This window comes from Snuella lapsa (genome assembly GCF_039539345.1).
Lineage (GTDB): Bacteria > Bacteroidota > Bacteroidia > Flavobacteriales > Flavobacteriaceae > Snuella > Snuella lapsa.
In genome coordinates this window covers 1-18,707 of record NZ_BAABCY010000102.1, presented here as the reverse complement: position 1 = coordinate 18,707, position 18,707 = coordinate 1, and the positions used below count along the sequence as shown (strand labels likewise).

Below are 18,707 nucleotides of genomic sequence, written 5' to 3'. Positions count from 1 at the left end.
ATGCTTCCAAGTACCCATACAAATATTGATTTTAATAATAAAGTTCAAGATGAAATTGAACACAACATATTAATTTACTCTAACTATTATGGAGGAGCAGGTGTTGGAGTTGGAGATTTTAATAATGATGGACTTCAAGATGTGTTTTTTGCTGGAAATCTTGTTAGTGATCGCCTATATATGAATATAGGTAATATGCAATTTGAAGATATTACACAACCTTCAGGCATACAAGATAATGGTGGTTGGTCATCGGGGGTTATTATTGGTGATATTAATAATGACGGTTGGCAAGATATTTATGTCACCAGAGAACTATATGACCACAAACCTGAACTTCGTAAAAACAAATTATACATAAACACATCAAAAAATAATGCTAATAACAAGATAACCTTTAAAGAATCAGCCGAAGAATTTGGTTTAGATAATACCGAAAGAACAAGGCATGCTACTTTTCTAGATTATAATAAAGATGGTTATTTAGATGTATTTTTACTTAACCAGCCACCAAATCCAGGGAACTATTCCGAGATGTACTATGTCAACCGAAAACAAGAAAAATTCGCACCCAGATTATATAAAAATAATGGTGACAATACATTTACAGATGTCACTAAAAATGCAGGGCTATTAAAAACAGGAAACGCCAATAGTGTTTCCGTATTTGATGCTAATAATGATGGTTGGCAAGATATTTACCTGGCGAACGATTATGCATCACCGGATGCTTTCTACTTGAATAACGGTAACGGTACCTTTACGAGCATTACCAATGACGCTTTACGTCACATATCTTATTTTAGTATGGGGGTGGACGCTGCCGATATTAATAACGACGGTAAACTGGACTTAATGGTTTTAGATATGGTAGCCGAAGATAATTACCGCTTAAAATCAAATATGAGTGGTATGAACCCAAATGCTTTTTGGAAAATAGTTCAAAATGGAGGACATTACCAATACATGTTTAATACCCTGCAATTAAATCATGGTGTGTACGAGGGTATCCCTCAATTTGGTGATATTGCACAGATGGCAGGCGTACCCAGTACGGACTGGAGCTGGTCTAATGTGATTGCCGATTTCGATAATGACGGACTCAAAGATATCTATGTGACGAATGGTCTGATGCGGGACATTAGGAATACCGATTCGGATAAAAAAGTTGGGAAATATATAACAAAAGTTGCAGACGATTTTGTTAAGAATAATCCCAATGGAGGCACTGTATCTATTTGGGATATACTAGATCTTGAAGAGGCATTAAGCTTAATTCCATCGGTAAAGCTTGCCAATTATGCTTATAAGAATGTCGATGGCTTAACGTTTAGTAAAGTTTCTAATGAATGGGGACTAGACGAAAAAACATTTTCGGCAGGTTGTGCCTACGGAGATCTGGATAATGATGGCGATCTGGACCTGGTAGTCAATAATGTTAATGACGTGGCGTCTGTTTATAGGAATAATAGTAATCAAAAGGCAAATTATAATTATTTGCGGATTAAATTAACCAACCAGAAAACAAATAAAACATTACAAGGGGCTAGGGTAGAGGTTGTTCAGGATAAACAGCACCAATTGTATGAGTTTACAAGTGTAAGGGGGATGTATTCATCCAGTGAACAAATAGCTCATTTTGGATTTTCAAAAAACAGTGAAATAGATAGTGTTATTGTAACCTGGCCGGATCAGGAAAAAAGTATCATTAAATCCATTGCATTAAATCAACTGTTAACTATTGACTATAATACTTCAAAAAGAGTAACCCTAAATCAAAATACGAATTCTGAAACAATGTTTACTGAAATAGAGAATTTTAAACACAAACATGTCGAGAATGATTTTGATGATTTTAAAAAACAGGTATTACTGCCTCATAAGCAATCACAGTTTGGACCGGCTTTAGCTTCAGGAGACGTTAATGGCGACGGTATGGAAGATATTTTTATTGGGGCTTCTATGGGACGACCGGCAACATTGTATCTTCAAAAGGAAAAAGGAAAGTTTATCATCAAACCTAATAAAGCATTTTTAGAAGATGCTATATTTGAAGACATAGACGCTTTATTTCTTGATGTAGAAAACGATGGCGACCTAGATTTGTATGTTGTAAGTGGCGGTAATAATTGGGAAGCAAATTCAGAAAATTATCAGGATCGTTTGTATTTGAATGACGGTAAAGGAAGCTTTTCCAAATCGAAGAAAAAGCTTCCGCAATTAACAGAAAGTGGTGCTTGCGTTCGCGCTTTCGATTATGATGATGATGGTGATTTAGACTTGTTCGTAGGTGGAAGGCATAGTCCTTGGGATTACCCTTCTCCCGTAACCAGTAGAATATTAAAAAACGACAACGGAAAATTCTCAGACGTGACAAGATCAATAGCAGGCGACCTTGTTAATATTGGTATGGTGACCGATGCGGTTTGGTTGGATTATAATAAAGACGGTTTAACAGACCTCGTTCTTACAGGTGAATGGATGCCTATTACTTTTATAAAAAATACAGGCGATAAATTTCAAAAAGATACAGCTAATAATGGACTTTCAAATTCAAATGGCTGGTGGTATAGCATTGCTGCAGCCGATATGGACAATGATGGTGATATGGATCTGGTAGCCGGTAATTTGGGATTAAATTACAAATATAAAGCTTCCGAAAAGGCGCCCTTCGAGGTATTTTATGATGATTTTGATAATAATGGTCAGAAGGATATTGTACTGAGTTATTACAATTTTGGGGAGCAATTTCCACTAAGAGGCCGCTCCTGTTCGTCACAACAGGTTCCGAAAATAGCTCAAGAGATTAAAAGCTACGACCTGTTTGCATCCCTAAATTTAAGTGAAGTTTATGGGGAAACAAATTTGGCTTCAGCATTGCATTATGAAGCAAAAACATTTGCTAGCGTCTATATTGAAAATAAAGGTAATGGTTTGTTTCAATCTACCAAACTTCCTAATGAAGTTCAAATTTCTAACATCAATGATATTGTTTTAGAAGATTTTGATAATGATGGTTATAAGGATATACTTTGTGCGGGAAATATGTACCCTGTAGAAGTTGAAACAACTAGAAATGATGCCAGTGTTGGCTTATACTTAAAAGGTAACGGACGAGGCTTATTTAAACCTTTGTCCTCACAAGAAAGTGGTTTTTTCATGCCATATGATACTAAGAAACTTGTTCCTGTAAAGATAAATGGAGTAGACTGTATAATAGGCGCTATAAATAATGGAGCGTTTAAAACCTTTAAAATTACCAAGAAAAAATTTAAATAATTTCATAAGAATATGATAAAAAAAATGTTTCTGCTGTGTTTAGTATACATTAGCTTTGGATACATTAATACTAGTTCTAGTAAATTTGAACAAGAAAATTCAATTAACAATAGTAACCCTAATTTACTAGAAGTATTAGATTCAAAAAAAACAGGTATTACGTTTCAAAATAAAATACAAGAAACAGTAAAACTAAACTATTTTAATTTTATGCACTTATATATGGGTGCTGGTCTTGCAACAGCAGATTTTAACAATGATGGGCTACAAGATATATACTTTGTAAGTAACCTATTTCAAGATAAGCTATACATAAATAAGGGAAACTTAAAATTTGAAGATATTTCCCAGCAAACTGGAATATCTAAACCTGAGGACTGCTTTAGTACAGGAGTTACTGTTGTTGACATTAATAGTGATGGTTTCATGGATATATACTTGTGTAGAAGTGGCTCTTTTAAAACAGGAGATTCAAAACTTACAAATCAGTTATTTATAAACAACGGAGATTTGACATTTACTGAAAAAGCAAAAGACTATGGACTAGATGATAGATCACACTCTACTCAAGCCCTATTTCTTGATTACGATTTAGATGGAGACTTAGATTTATACTTGGTAAATACTCCTGTTGATTTTAGATTTACATCTGCCATCGCTCCACGAGAAAAAGTTGCAATAGATCCCCGTACATCAGGATTTGGATCATCAGATAAATTGTATAAAAACGAAAATGGCTTTTATGTTGATGTAAGTTTAAAATCTGGCATGAAACCAGAAATTTCATTTGGGCTAAACGCTATTATTTGTGATATAAATAATGACGGCTACCCAGATATTCATGTAAGTAATGATTTTGTTGGGCCAGATTTTCTTTATGAAAATCAAAAAAATGGAACTTTTAAAGAAGTTGCACTTGATAGGTTAAAACATACAAGTTATTACAGTATGGGTAGTGATATTACGGATATTAATAATGATGGTAATTTAGATTTAATGGTGTTAGATATGTCTTTTAAAGATTATAAAGAGTCTAAAACTTCTATGAGTATGAGTAATAGAGAAGATTTTAAAAACATGCTTAAATCAGATTATAACTATCAATATATGCATAACATGCTTCATTTAGGTGATGGGATAGGTGGGTTTTCAGAAGTTAGTCAACTTGCGGGGCTAAGCAAGACAGATTGGAGTTGGTCTCCCCTGTTTGTAGATTTTGATAATGATGGTTTAAAAGATGTCTATGTTACAAACGGTATTAAACACAATGTTCTAGACGTAGATGGTCAAGCAAAGCAAAACGTTGAAATGCGAAAGTATCGTGAATCAGGTAACAAAATTACTCAAGAAGAAATTGATTATTTAATGGGTTTACTACCAGAGTCAAAAAAAACGAATTATATATTTAGAAACACAAATGGTCTGCAGTTTAATCTAAAAAATAATATTTGGCTTTCTGAAAATCCAGGAATTACACATGGTGCATCATATGCAGATTTTGATAACGATGGTGATTTAGATATTGTAATGAATAATACAAACGAATCAGCAAAAATATTAAGAAATTTAGCATCCGACAAACAAGTAGCGAACGCCATAATAATTGAATTAGAAAATACTAAAACCAAAAATTATTTTGGCATAGGAGCAATTGTAGAACTTGAAGCAAATGGAATAACTCAAAAACAATATATTACCTCAAATAGAGGTTATTTTAGTGCCTCTCAATGTGTTGCACATTTTGGTTTAGGACAGGCTAAAGTAGTAGACCGTATAACCGTTACTTGGCCTAATGGGGAAAAACAGGTTGTAAAAAGAAAAAAGGCAAACAAAAAGTTAGTTATAAAATATAAGCCCAACATTAAATTACAAGAATCTAATCCAAATAACACTCTATTTACTAATGAGAAAGAGAAGTTGTCACGTGTATATCACCACCGAGATATTTATACAGATGATTACAAAACACAAGTTTTAATACCTCATCGACTTTCTAGTTATGGTCCAAAATTGATTAAAGGAGATTTGGATAATAATGGTTTAAATGATGTCTTTATAACAAGTGGATATCTACAGGAAAGTGGTATGTACTATAATACTGAAAGCGGATTTAGGGGGTCTATGCTAAATGGTATAAATACCTTAGAGAAAGAGGAAACTTGCGGAGCCATTGCAGATTTTAATAATGATGGTTATAATGATATATATGTAGGATGTGGATCCTATCAATTTAATAAAACCTATGAAGTAAAAGACTATTTACTGTTTGGTTCTGCAAACAATATATTTGTTGATGTAAGCAGTAATATACCAGAAATAAACACAAATACTTCCAAAGTGCTTCCGTTTGATTATGATGGAGATGGAGATCTAGATCTCTTTATAGGCAGTAGAGTTGTAAGTGGAGCCTACCCGCTTTCACCAAAAAATTATATACTTCAAAACAATAATGGAAAATTTACCGATGTAACCCATAAAATTGCTCCAGAAATAGAATTCTTTGGTATGGTAACTGATGCCGATTGGAAACTTGAAAACAATAGAGTACAGTTAGCAATAGTAGGTGAATGGACAGGTATAGGTCTTTTTGAGTATGACGGTACAAAGTTTAAAGAGCAATCCACCAGTATTTCAACAAAATTTGGTTGGTGGAATTCTATAAAGTTTGAAGATTTAGATAATGATGGTGATAAAGATATTATTGCAGGCAATTTAGGACTGAACTATAAATTTCATGCTTCAGAAGAAAAGCCATTTCAATTGTACTACGGTGATTTAGATAAAAATGGCACCCAAGAAATTATTTTAGCAAAAGATGTTGACGGAAGCATAGTTCCTGTTAGAGGAAAAGAATGTTCCACTGAACAAATGCCTATAATTAGTGAGAAATTCCCTAGTTTTAATGAGTTTGCTAATCAGGATTTATTTGGCATTTACGGTAAAGATTTAGAAAACACTAAAAAATACAAAGCAACTATGTTTGAAACTACTGTATTTCTAAATAATGGTAATGATTATAAACCTAGAGTTTTACCGCTAGAAGCTCAATTTTCTACTGTGAATAGTATAGTTACAACAGATTTGAATGAAGATGGTTATATTGATTTAATTTTAGCAGGAAACATGTACGAATCTGAAATAGAAACAACAAAAGCCGATGCAGGAAAAGGTGTCATCTTAATTAATGATGGAAAAGCAAATTTCACTGTTATACCTAATAGTGATACTGGATTCATTGCTGAGCATAATGTTAAAGACCTTAAATTAATAAAAGGAACCAAGAAAGATTATGTTTTTGTTGGAAACAATAATAAAGCTATTCAACTGTTTTCGATAAATAAATAAAGGGTTTTGTAACGAGGTTATTCTGAACTTTTGATTTCATAATCGCTAAAAAGTACGTTTAGTTCGATTTTAGTTTATCAATGAATAAAGATGTTTAATTTTAAAATATTGTCAAATAAGAATTAGTTTAAGCAAAAATAATGGTAGCATATCACACCATAGTTTATTTATTTAGCTAAAGTGGTATATCTTTTTGTTTCAAAATCCAAGGAGCAAGTAATATTCCATAAAAAGAGAATAAAATAATCATTGAACCTAGAAAACCGAGTTTGTGGGGCCAGGGCCTGTGGAATTGGGAATGCCAAAACCACATCCCCATGACCCCATAACACCCGGGATTTTAAATTTAAACTGAATACTTAAAAACAGCTTACAAAATATGTCTGTAAGTAGCCCGTTGCAAACTTTAAATCAATAGCATGAGACATCACATTTTAATCTTCCTTTTGGTAGGATTTTGCCTGTTTTCCTGTGAGCAGGAAAAAGGAAAGATAAGTAAACCCAATATCATTTTCTTGTATACGGACGACCAAAGCTTTAAAGCAGTAAATGCTTTAGGGAACAAGGAAATCATCACTCCCGCAATGGATAAGCTGGTGGATGAAGGCACCACGTTTACACATGCTTATAATATGGGCGGATGGAATGGAGCGATATGTTTGGCATCTAGAGCTATGATGATTAGTGGACGTTCTGTTTGGAAAGCGCAGCAGATCTCCCATAACTATTCGAAGAATGAAGATTTGGATAAGACCTGGCCCAGATTAATGCAAACACAAGGATACGAAACCTATATGACTGGGAAATGGCACGTAGAAGCCAAGCCCGATAAAATATTTAATCATGTAGGTCATGTGCTTCGGGGAATGCCTTTCGATACACCCGAAGGGTATAACCGACCCCAAAACGAAAATGATACCCTATGGAAACCCTGGAAAAAGGAGTTCGGCGGCTATTGGAAAGGTGGAAAGCATTGGAGTGAGCTCGTAAAGGACGATGCCGTTTCATTTATTGACAGTGCTGCTCAAAAACAATCCCCATTCTTTATGTATATAGCCTTTAATGCACCGCATGACCCAAGGCAATCCCCTAAAGAATATGTGGATATGTATAGTCTGGATAATATAGCCGTTCCAGAAAGCTATATGCCTTTATACCCCTATGCAGAAACCATGGGAGCTGGTCGTAATTTAAGAGATGAAAAATTAGCACCCTTTCCAAGGACAGAATATGCTGTTAAAGTAAACAGGCAAGAATATTACGCCTTAACGACCCATTTGGACGATCAGATTCGGGATATTTTAGAAGCATTAGAAAAACGAGGATTAAAAGAAAATACTTATATCTTCTTTACCTCCGATCACGGATTGGCAGTTGGGGAACACGGACTTATGGGTAAACAAAACATGTATGACCACAGCGTGCGAGTGCCTTTAATGGTGGTTGGTCCCGATATTCCTAAAGGAAATAAAGTAAATGCCGATGTGTATTTACAGGATGTTATGGCCTCGGCATTGGATATAGCAGGCGTAGAAAAACCAGATTACATAACCTTTAACAGCCTTTTGGATTTAGCCAAAGGCCTAAGAATGGAAAGTAAGTGCCAGGCCGTTTATGGTACTTACGAAAAAGGCTCTCAACGGATGATCAGAAAAGATAATTACAAACTCATAGTCTATCCCAGATCAGAGCAGATATTACTGTATGATCTTAAAAAGGATCCGATGGAGTTGCATGATATCGCTTCCGATGAAGCGAATACAGGCAGGATCAAATCACTTTTTGGTGATTTGATCAAATTGCAGGAGGAAATGGAAGATCAACTCGATTTAAAGCCGATATACGCAAAATTGTAAATTTATTAATAAAAGAGTCCCTGTAATACCCAGGTGGCTCGCTTTTTATTTTATAACTAACCTAAAAGTAAAGATGAAAAAAATAATTCTCGGATTGATTTGTTTCCTGTCTGTTACAAGTCTAAGTTATGCCAAAATATGGTTGCCTTCTATTTTGTCGGATAATATGGTATTGCAACAGCAAAGTGAAGCCACGATATGGGGATGGACAACCAATTCAGCAGAAACGATAACTGTAACAACTTCATGGAGTAGTGAATCTGTTAGTACAACAGCCTATCAAGGGATATGGTCATTACAATTACCAACGCCAGAGGCTGGCGGCCCCTACACTATTACCATAACAGGGCATGAGGTGTTGGAATTAAAAAATGTACTCATTGGAGAAGTTTGGTTTTGTTCGGGACAATCCAATATGGAATGGACACCATTAAAAGGCTTGGATAATGCCGAACAAGAAATTAAAGCAGCTAATTACCCCAAAATAAGACTGTTTTCCGTAAATAAGAAAAAATCAGAATACAAGCAAGATGATTCACAAGGCACATGGGAATTTTGTCAGCCAGAAACCATGAAGAATTTTAGTTCCGTTGCTTATTTTTTTGGACGTGAACTGCATAATGAATTGGAGGAGGTTCCAATTGGTTTAATTAATTCCAGTTGGGGAGGAACACCCATAGAGCCCTGGATAGCAAAAGAACAATTAGAAGCCCATTCCGATTTAAAAGAGGCTTCTACTCAAATAAAGGATTATGTTTGGTGGCCTAGAGACATAGCTGTGACTTACAATAGTATGGTGCATCCTTTTTTAAACTTTAATATAGCAGGTTGTTTATGGTATCAAGGAGAGTCTAACAGACAAAATGCACTGTCTTATTATAAATCACTTCCACTGTTAATCACATCGTGGAGAGCAGCTTGGCATAAGGAGTTTCCGTTCTATTTTGTGCAGATAGCACCCCATACATATAACGATTTTAAAGAAGGGGTGGCATTGGTAAGGGACGCACAGTTACTAACCATGAAAACCGTAAACAATACAGGAATGGTAGTGACCAATGACATTGGAAATCTAAAAAATATTCACCCAACAAACAAGCAGGAAGTAGGCAGGCGATTAGCACTGTGGGCCTTGGCTAAAACCTATGGCGTTAGCAATATGGTATACAGCGGACCAGTTTATAAGAGAATGGAAGTAAAGAGAAATAAAGCGATCATTCATTTCGATTATGTCGAAGGTGGTCTGGTTTCCAAAGAAGGAGAGCTAAAGACCTTCTACATTGCAGGAGCCGATAAGAAATTTTATCCAGCCAAGGCAAAAATAAAAGGAAATGTAGTGGAGGTGTCTGCCAAAGCGGTTAAAGATCCCGTGGCTGTGCGCTTTGCTTTTTCTGATGATGCCCTGCCAAATTTGTTTAACACGTCGGGATTACCAGCTTCAGCATTTAAAACAGATAATTGGATAGAGTAAAATTTTATTTAGACATAAAACCATGAGAAACTATTTTGTCGTATATGCATTCCTTTTTACGTTTTTTAGTTGTAAAGTTTCAGAAGAACCTATTAAAATAGCTTGTGTTGGCGATAGTATTACCTTCGGATCGGGGGTTGCAAATCGGGAGATGAATGCCTATCCTCAACAGTTGCAAGCCATGCTAGGTGAAACATATCAAGTTAAAAATTTTGGTGTTAGTGGGAATACACTTTTAAAGAAAGGAGATCATCCATATTGGAATTCCGATGCTTATCAAGAAGCATTAGTGTTTAATCCAGATATTATTTTTATTAAATTAGGAACTAACGATTCCAAGCAACAGAATAGAATACATCTGGAATCGGATTTTGAAAAGGACTATAAAGCACTTATCCAATCATTTAAAGAAAAGAACAAAGATGTGCGCGTGGTATTATTACTCCCATTACCATCTTTTCTAAAGGACTCTTCTAGCATTTGGAATCCCGTTATAAAAAATAAAATTATCCCGTTAACCCAGAAGGTGGCTTACGAAACAAATAGTGAAGTTATAGATTTGTATCAGTTGTTTATTGATAGTCCCAATCTTTTACCAGATACCATTCATCCTTCTTCGTTGGGAGCGACACGTATGGCAAGGCGTGCCTATGAAGCCGTATTACAAGAAACTTCAGAACATTTCAACATTGAGATAGATCAGTTAGAAGATAAACAAGATCATAGTTTTTATGGATTCAGGCAAACCAATTTTAAATGGAACGGTGTAGACTGTAAAATAGTACAACCTAAACAGGTGGCCAAGGGACATCCATGGGTACTAAGAGCACGGTTTTGGGGGCATGAACCACAGACAGATGTTGCGTTGTTAGAACGCGGATTTCATATAGCATACTGTGATGTAGCCAACCTGTATGGTGCTCCGGAAGCAGTAGCCCGATGGGATGCCTTTTATGAGTTAATGATTAAGGCTGGGCTATCAGAAAAAGTTGTGTTAGAAGGTATGAGCCGTGGTGGGCTTATCATCTATAACTGGGCAGCAAAGAATCCTGAAAAAGTAGCATGCCTTTATGCCGATGCGCCTGTATTGGACGGAACTAGCTGGCCGGGAGGAAAAGGACAAGGCAAAGGAAGTGAAGCAGATTGGGAACGCTTTAAAAAGGTGTATAATATAACGTCCGAGGACGATCTTGAGCAGTTTAATGGTAACCCGATACATAAAACTGAAGTCATAGCAAAAGGCGGTTTCCCTATGATGCATGTATGTGGTGAGGCAGATACAGTAGTGCCTATAGATGAAAATACAAAACCGTTCGAACAAAAGGTTTTAGAGTTAGGAGGTAATATAACTAGTATCTATAAGCCAGATATTGGACACCATCCTCATAGTTTAAGTAATCCTACACCCATTGTTGATTTTATGCTAAGAGCTACTGATCGTAAAATTAATTTCGCTACTGTTGTGGCACCTGGATCTGAATATCGCTCAGGAGCAGGGTGGAAACCCGGAAAAGGCTGGTGGTATCAAATGAAGGATATCGATTCCTTATGTCAGAATTCAGAATCGGTCGATTTATTATTAGTAGGCAACTCCATTACGCAAGGATGGGGAGGGGATCGTTCTTTAACAACTTACAAACCAGGACAGGCCGCAGCCGACATCCATTTTAAAGATCTAAAATGGATTTCAGCAGGTATTTCTGGCGATAGGACAGAACATGTACTATGGCGTATCGAACATGGACATTACAATACTGGAAGGCCTAAAATGGTTGTTTTGACCATTGGTGTTAATAATTTTCCCTTTAATAATGCAGATGAAATTAGTAGCGGTATTGAAAAAGTAGTAGCCTTGGCTAAAATAGCTTTCCCAAAATCTAAATTGCTCCTATTGGGGCCTCTCCCAACAGGATTGGATAAAGATTCCGATAGAAGAAAAAAGTATAACGCAATACACAAACGCATTGCCCGTCTTGGTAATGATACTTCGGTTTTCTATTACAATATGGAGCAGACCTTTTCAGACCCAGAAGGAAATTTGGATAGATCTCTGTATAGTGGAGATGGCATTCATCTATTACCAGAAGGTTATGTGGTTTGGGGTAAGTTCATTAGAGAAAGGTATAATGAAATCATAAGGAAATAAGCAATTTTTTTATTGGTTTTATAAGTAAATTATAGTTTATAAACGTCTAAAGAAATAGGAAATGCAAAACGTGAATTATGCGATATAAAATTTTAATTTTTCTGGTTTCTCTGTTGTTCGCTAACTTTTTTACAGGTTGTAAAAGTGGAGTTAATTCGCCGTTAAATGAAAGTATAAATTTTCCAGAAGCAATAACGGTAAAAGGGGATAAGTTTTTAGACGATAGGGGGAGAGAAGTTGTTTTTAATGGAATCAATATAGTCAGTAAGAATAAAGAGGAGGGGTATATATTTAGGAGCGGCCCCGAATTGTATAAGAACTTAAAAAAATGGGGGGTAAACTGTATTCGGTTTATCATGATTTGGGATCGGTTGGAACCGGAACCCGGGGTGTATAATGAAGCATATTTGAAAGAGATCGATCAAATAATAGCTTGGGCAAAAGCTAATAACATATTTGTGGTGTTAGATATGCATCAGGATTTATTTTCCGTAAAATACAGTGACGGAGCTCCCGAATGGGCTACTTTAGATGAAGGAAAGTCCCATACTACGGGTGCCGTTTGGAGTGATGCTTACATGTTGAGTGAAGCAGTCCAGACAGCATTCGATAATTTTTGGGCTAATAAACCGGCCAGTGATGGCATTGGTCTTCAAGATCATTATGCAGCTCTTTGGAAACATGTGGCCCAACGCTATGCAAATAATACAGCAGTTGTCGGTTACGATATAATGAATGAACCTTTTCCCGGATCCTTAGGAATTAAGTTTATGCAAACCCTGCTAAAAGCTTATGGCGAATTGCAATATGAGCTTACGGGCACAGTGTTGTCGGAAGAACAGTTATTGGCGAATTGGGAGGACGAATCGTCTCGAAAGAAAGCCCTCGAAGTTTTGTCAAGTAAAGAAAATTACGATGCCGTTATAAGCAGGCTAAATGGACTTAATGAGGATTTTGAAAGTCGTATTTTACAAAAGATGTGTCAGAAAGTAAGTGATGCCATACGAGAGGTTGATACCACCCACATTTTATTTTTAGAGCATAGTTACTTTGGAAATACAGGTGTTAAAAGTGCAATAGAAAGAACCATTTTACCTGATGGCCAGCCAGACCCTCTGGTGGCTTATGCACCACATGGATATGACCTTCTTACCGATACCGAGGCTGTAGCATCGGCTTCAAATGACCGGGTAGGGTATATTTATGGGCAAATCAAGAAAAAGGGAGAACAGCTAAAAATGCCTGTTTGGTTAGGGGAGTGGGGGGCTTTTTATGGCAACTCGGAGAGTGTTATTCCAGTAGCCAAAAATGCGATGTCATTAATTGAAAGAAATAAATTTGGAAATGCGTATTGGTCTTACGATCCGGGAAGTGAAAATTTGGAATATTTTAGACAAGTGCTCATACGGCCGTATCCCGTTTATACCTCAGGAGAATTGTTAGATTATTATAATGATTTTGATGCTCAAACTTTTACAATGACATGGCGGGAAAACGGAACCGACGATGAGCCTACTATTGTTTATGTACCGCATCTTTCCAGACTAAATAAGGAAATATTGAATTCTAGGGATAGCATAAAAATTAATAATATCGATGGTTCTGATGCCGGTTGGTTAATTATTCCAACAACCGGAAATAAAGAAAAGAGAATGATAACGCTGGATTTTGTAAAGTAAAAATTAATTAAAGATGTATAAGAGTAAGAGAGTTAAAGAAACCTTTAATGTATCAATCATGCTGGTATTGATACTTGTCGCCTTTGTAATGTTTAGTTGCAAAAGAGATGAACATCAACAGGAAGTAGCGCAAGCGAACCTTCTTCAATATGTCGATCCGTTTATTGGTACCGGTTTTCACGGGCATACTTTTCCAGGGCCGGTCAGGCCTCATGGGATGCTTCAATTAAGTCCCGATACTAAATTGAATGGATGGGATGCGTCCAGCGGATATCATTATGCCGATTCTACCATTTACGGGTTTTCGCATACTCATTTAAGTGGAACAGGGATAGGAGACATGGGCGATGTGTTATTACTTCCTTTTACAGGCGAAACAAAGGACAAACCAATTGCAACATTCAATAAAACCGATGAGGTAGCCAAGGTGGGGTACTATGCTGTAAACTTTAATAATTACCCGGTGCAGGCTGAATTAGCTACTACCGATAGAGTAGGGATCCACCGTTACCGATATAGCAGCAACGATGAGAAGCGATTGCTATTGGATATAGGTCATATTTTACAGCGTACCTGGGGGCACAGTAATGTGTATAATGAACTTGAGATAATTGATAATAAAACCATTAGAGGACTTAAACACTCTAAAGGTTGGGCCAATGACCATAAAGTGTATTTCTATGCACAGTTTTCCAGTCCGTTTACCCTTGATCAGGCCGTTGTGGATCAGGAAATTGCACCGGAAGCTGATACATATAACGGTAAGAATGTATATGCCTACTTAAGTTTTGCTGAATTAAAGAAGGATGAAACTTTACAGATAAAGGTTAGTATATCTCCCGTAGATACCAAAGGAGCACAGTTAAATATGGAAACCGAATTGCCCGATTGGGATTTTGATAAGGTTCGGAAAGATTCAGAAGCTGTTTGGAATAATGCGTTACAAGCCATTAAGGTAAGTACAGAGAACGCGGCTAATCTGAAGGTGTTTTATACAGCGCTGTATCATAGTATGATCGCCCCAATGATCTATCAGGATGTGGACGGACGCTATCGTGGTATGGACCATAAAATCCATCAGGCATCTTCCGACGCACCAAACTATACCGTGTATTCTCTATGGGATACTTTTAGAGCGTTGCACCCGCTAATGACCATTATCGACGAACAACGATCGACAGAATGGGTAAACAACTTACTGTTAAAATATCAGCAAGGCGACTTTTTGCCTATGTGGCCTTTGGCATCCAATTACACAGCCACCATGGTTGGTTACCCAGCAGTAGCCAATATTGCCGATGCTTTGGCAAAAGACCTTCCCGGAATTGATAAGGCCCTGGCACTGGAAGCCGCGCTTAATAGTGCGTCCTATAAGCCCTGGTTGGTGGAAAACACAACGAACGAACGAAAAAAAGGCCTGATGCCTCTTTATAATAAGTATGTGAATGAAAACAAGCTCATTCCGGCCGATAAGATCATTAAGTCGGTTTCATTTGGATTGGAAATGGCCTATTACGATTGGTGTATTGCCGAAATAGCCAGGCAAAATAATAACGACTCTTTGGTGAGTGTTTTTAAAGAGCGCGCTAAAAACTATATCCATTATTTTGACAAGGAAACCGGATTTATGAGAGGCAAGAATGAAGACGGATCCTGGGTAAGTCCGTTTAATCCTAAATACTCAAGCCATGAAAGAGCTGCCTATGTAGAAGGTAATGCCTGGCAATGGACATGGTTTGTACCGCACGATGTTAAAGGGTTGATTGACCTTTACGGAAGTAAGGAAGTGTTTTCTCAAAAGTTGGATACTTTGTTTACAACCTCATCCGAAATTGAAGGTGAAGATGCCAGTAGCGATATCACCGGGCTAATAGGACAATATGCACATGGAAATGAACCCAGTCACCATATAGCGTATTTCTATTCCCAGGCAGGACAACCCTGGAAAACCCAAAGACTCGTCGATCAAATTCTCAAGGAGTTTTATACACCAACTCCCGAAGGTATTATTGGTAATGAGGATTGCGGACAAATGTCGGCCTGGTATGTTTTAAATGCTATGGGATTTTATCAGGTAACGCCTGGAAATCCTGAATATACTATTGGACGACCATTATTTGATAAAGTCGAGATACCATTGAAATCTGGTAAGACCTTTACCATTATTGCAGAGAACAACAGTCCTGACAATAAATATGTACAGACGTTTTATATCAATGATATTAAACAAGAGGCTTTAGTTTTTAAACACGACGCTATTAAAGCAGGCAGTACGTTAAAAATTGTTATGGGAAACCAACCAAAGAATAATTAATAAAAATTAAAGATCAAAGATCATGCGTTTTAAAGATCGTATTAAAAGAAACATACTAACCCTGTTATTTAGCGTACCAACCTTATTAATAGGGCAGCAAACGGACTTTCCTTTTCAAAATTCTGATCTGGATGTCGAAACCAGGGTCAACGATATTGTTTCCCGTTTGTCTTTGGCCGAAAAAGTGGCCCAGATGCAGGATGTAGCTCCGGCTATTAACAGGTTAGGTATTCGGGAATATAATTGGTGGAACGAATGTTTACACGGTGTGGCAAGAGCAGGAGCCGCAACATCCTTTCCTCAGGCTATTGGTATGGCCGCCACCTTTAATGACGATCTAATACATGATGTTGCAAATGTTATAAGCACCGAAGCAAGAGCAAAATTTAACCATAGCATACAATTAGGACAGCGGGGACGTTACCAGGGACTCACCATGTGGACGCCGAATATCAATATTTTCAGAGACCCCAGGTGGGGACGCGGACAAGAGACTTATGGTGAAGACCCCTATCTTACCTCCCGGATGGGCGTTGCTTTTGTAAAAGGTTTGCAAGGTAACGATCCTGATTATTTAAAGGTTGTTGCCACACCAAAGCACTATGCTGTACATAGCGGACCAGAATATAACAGGCACAGTTTTGATGCCTATACCACCAAAAGAGATTTGTACGATACTTACCTACCCGCATTTAAAGCAACTGTAACAGAAGGGAAGGCCTTTTCAGTCATGTCTGCCTATAACAGGTATCTGGGCGCTTCGGCTACAGCCAGTAAGTTATTATTGAATGATATTTTACGGGAGCGCTGGGGATTTGAAGGTTATGTGGTGTCCGATTGTGGAGCAGTTTCAGATGTTTATAAGCATCATAAGATCGTACCAACGGCCGAAGAGGCTTCTGCATTAGCCCTAATGGCTGGCTGCGACCTTAATTGCGGGTCTTCCTATTCCCATTTGGTGAAAGCCGTAGAGCAGGGGTTGGTTTCCGAAGAAAAGATTGACCAGGCTGTTAAACGCCTGTTTACCGCACGTATAAAGTTAGGATTGCTAAACCCTCCTGCTGATATGCCTTTTACGGAATTAACGGATGATTACATTGAGGCAAAGGCACATCAGGAACTCGCATTAAAAACGGCCAGGGAGTCCCTGGTGTTGTTAAAGAATGAGGGACAAACCCTGCCGCTTTCAAAAAAAATAAAGAGTATTGCGGTTATTGGACCCAATGCTAACGATCGGCATTTTATGTTGGGCAATTACTTTGGTACGCCTACCTATTCAAAAACCATTTTGGAAGGTATTAAGGACAAAGTATCCAGATCGACCAAAGTGCATTATTTTAAAGGAACCAATCTTGTAGACAATGCACCTGTTTTTAATGTTATCGATCAAGATTTCTTTACCGGTAAGATTACGGCCGCTTATTATAACAATAGCGATCTGTCCGGAGCGCCTGTAAAGACAGAAACGGAGAACTATATTGATTTTGAATGGGGAGGTGCGGCGCCTATTGATATTTTAAAACCGGGGCACTTCTCTATCAAGTATACAGGAATTTTAAAACCAGATTTTTCGGGAGAAGTAGGATTGGGTGTTATGGAAAGCGGAGGTTCTTTTAAACTGTTTGTTGATGATAAGGAGCTACTAAATGGAGCTGGCGGAAATGGTAACAGTGTGTTATCTCAAACTATTCAGGTTAAAAAAGGTAAGGAATACAACATCCGTTTGGAGTATAAATGTACAAACGAATGGATGGCATCCATTCAACTAGTTTGGAATACAGAACACCTACAGGGTAAAGATTACATGTTTCGGAAAGCAGCAGAGAGTGATGCTATTGTTTATGTGGGAGGGATTACTTCCCGATTGGAAGGCGAGGAAATGCCGGTAGCCATAGATGGCTTTTCCAAAGGAGACCGAACCAATTTACAGTTACCTAAGCCTCAGGGTGAACTATTGAAGGCCTTACATAAACTAGGAAAGCCTGTTATATTGGTACTCACTACAGGAAGTGCCATGGCTATTAACTGGGAACAGGACCATTTGCCGGCCATTTTAAATGCATGGTATCCGGGGCAGGGAGGAGGACAGGCGGTCGCCGACGTGCTCTTTGGAGATTATAACCCCTCGGGGAAACTACCTGTAACATTCTATAAATCGGTAGCAGATTTACCTCCCTTCGAGGATTATCATATGAGCGGACGTACCTATCGTTATTTTAACGGCGATGTTTTGTATCCCTTTGGCTATGGATTGAGTTTTACCAATTTTTCCTTTTCCAAACCTCAATTGGATACGTCAGTCATGACGCAAGCCATGTCAAACAAGGTGCATGTTACTGTTAGTAATAATGGCACATTTGATGGAGAGACGGTAGTACAATTGTATATCAGGGATAAGGAAGCAAGTGTAGCGACGCCGTTAAGAACGTTAAAGCGATTTAAGAAACTATTCCTGAAAGCAGGTGCCTCTAAAACAGTGACTTTCGAAATTACCAGGGAAGACCTGGCTATAACCGATAATGAAGGCCATCAAATGATCGAACCTGGGGTGTTTGAAATTTATGTGGGGCCGGATTCAAAAACAACAAATAAAACGCTAATAACCTTAAAATAAATT

8 protein-coding genes are annotated in these 18,707 nt (G+C 37.5%); all 8 read left to right on the top strand.

The window, feature by feature from the left end:
- The 8 genes from ABD792_RS18135 to ABD792_RS18100 all read left to right on the top strand — a co-directional run bounded on the left by ABD792_RS18135 (position 1) and on the right by ABD792_RS18100 (position 18,704).
- On the top strand, positions 1-3,279 hold the full coding sequence (locus tag ABD792_RS18135) for a VCBS repeat-containing protein (RefSeq protein ID WP_345007818.1): 3,279 nt from the start codon (positions 1-3) through the stop codon (positions 3,277-3,279).
- Positions 3,280-3,291: 12 nt separating this feature from the next.
- Positions 3,292-6,624, top strand: coding sequence for a VCBS repeat-containing protein (locus tag ABD792_RS18130; protein WP_345007816.1), 3,333 nt, complete (start codon positions 3,292-3,294; stop codon positions 6,622-6,624).
- A 419-nt stretch (positions 6,625-7,043) separates the two neighbouring features.
- A complete protein-coding gene (locus ABD792_RS18125) occupies positions 7,044-8,480 on the top strand; it encodes a sulfatase family protein (RefSeq protein WP_345007814.1) in 1,437 nt (478 codons plus the stop codon).
- 73 nt (positions 8,481-8,553) lie between these two features.
- Positions 8,554-9,951: a sialate O-acetylesterase gene (locus ABD792_RS18120; protein WP_345007812.1), complete on the top strand. Its 1,398-nt coding sequence runs from the start codon at positions 8,554-8,556 to the stop codon at positions 9,949-9,951.
- A 22-nt stretch (positions 9,952-9,973) separates the two neighbouring features.
- Complete coding sequence (locus ABD792_RS18115) at positions 9,974-12,097, top strand: GDSL-type esterase/lipase family protein (RefSeq protein WP_345007810.1); 2,124 nt, start codon at positions 9,974-9,976, stop codon at positions 12,095-12,097.
- Between the two features lie 77 nt (positions 12,098-12,174).
- Positions 12,175-13,776, top strand: a complete 1,602-nt coding sequence (locus tag ABD792_RS18110) for a cellulase family glycosylhydrolase (protein WP_345007808.1) — start codon at positions 12,175-12,177, stop codon at positions 13,774-13,776.
- A 13-nt stretch (positions 13,777-13,789) separates the two neighbouring features.
- Complete coding sequence (locus ABD792_RS18105; RefSeq protein WP_345007806.1) at positions 13,790-16,090, top strand: GH92 family glycosyl hydrolase; 2,301 nt, start codon at positions 13,790-13,792, stop codon at positions 16,088-16,090.
- 22 nt (positions 16,091-16,112) lie between these two features.
- Complete coding sequence (locus ABD792_RS18100; protein ID WP_345007804.1) at positions 16,113-18,704, top strand: glycoside hydrolase family 3 C-terminal domain-containing protein; 2,592 nt, start codon at positions 16,113-16,115, stop codon at positions 18,702-18,704.
- Positions 18,705-18,707: the final 3 nt, after the last annotated feature.

What these genes read in the sequence shown, in the direction of transcription:
- ABD792_RS18135 (WP_345007818.1), top strand. Translation starts at nt 1, where the DNA reads ATGCTTCCAAGTACCCATACAAATATTGATTTTAATAATAAAGTTCAA.
- ABD792_RS18130 (WP_345007816.1), top strand. Translation starts at nt 3,292, where the DNA reads ATGATAAAAAAAATGTTTCTGCTGTGTTTAGTATACATTAGCTTTGGA.
- ABD792_RS18125 (WP_345007814.1), top strand. Translation starts at nt 7,044, where the DNA reads ATGAGACATCACATTTTAATCTTCCTTTTGGTAGGATTTTGCCTGTTT.
- ABD792_RS18120 (WP_345007812.1), top strand. Translation starts at nt 8,554, where the DNA reads ATGAAAAAAATAATTCTCGGATTGATTTGTTTCCTGTCTGTTACAAGT.
- ABD792_RS18115 (WP_345007810.1), top strand. Translation starts at nt 9,974, where the DNA reads ATGAGAAACTATTTTGTCGTATATGCATTCCTTTTTACGTTTTTTAGT.
- ABD792_RS18110 (WP_345007808.1), top strand. Translation starts at nt 12,175, where the DNA reads ATGCGATATAAAATTTTAATTTTTCTGGTTTCTCTGTTGTTCGCTAAC.
- ABD792_RS18105 (WP_345007806.1), top strand. Translation starts at nt 13,790, where the DNA reads ATGTATAAGAGTAAGAGAGTTAAAGAAACCTTTAATGTATCAATCATG.
- ABD792_RS18100 (WP_345007804.1), top strand. Translation starts at nt 16,113, where the DNA reads ATGCGTTTTAAAGATCGTATTAAAAGAAACATACTAACCCTGTTATTT.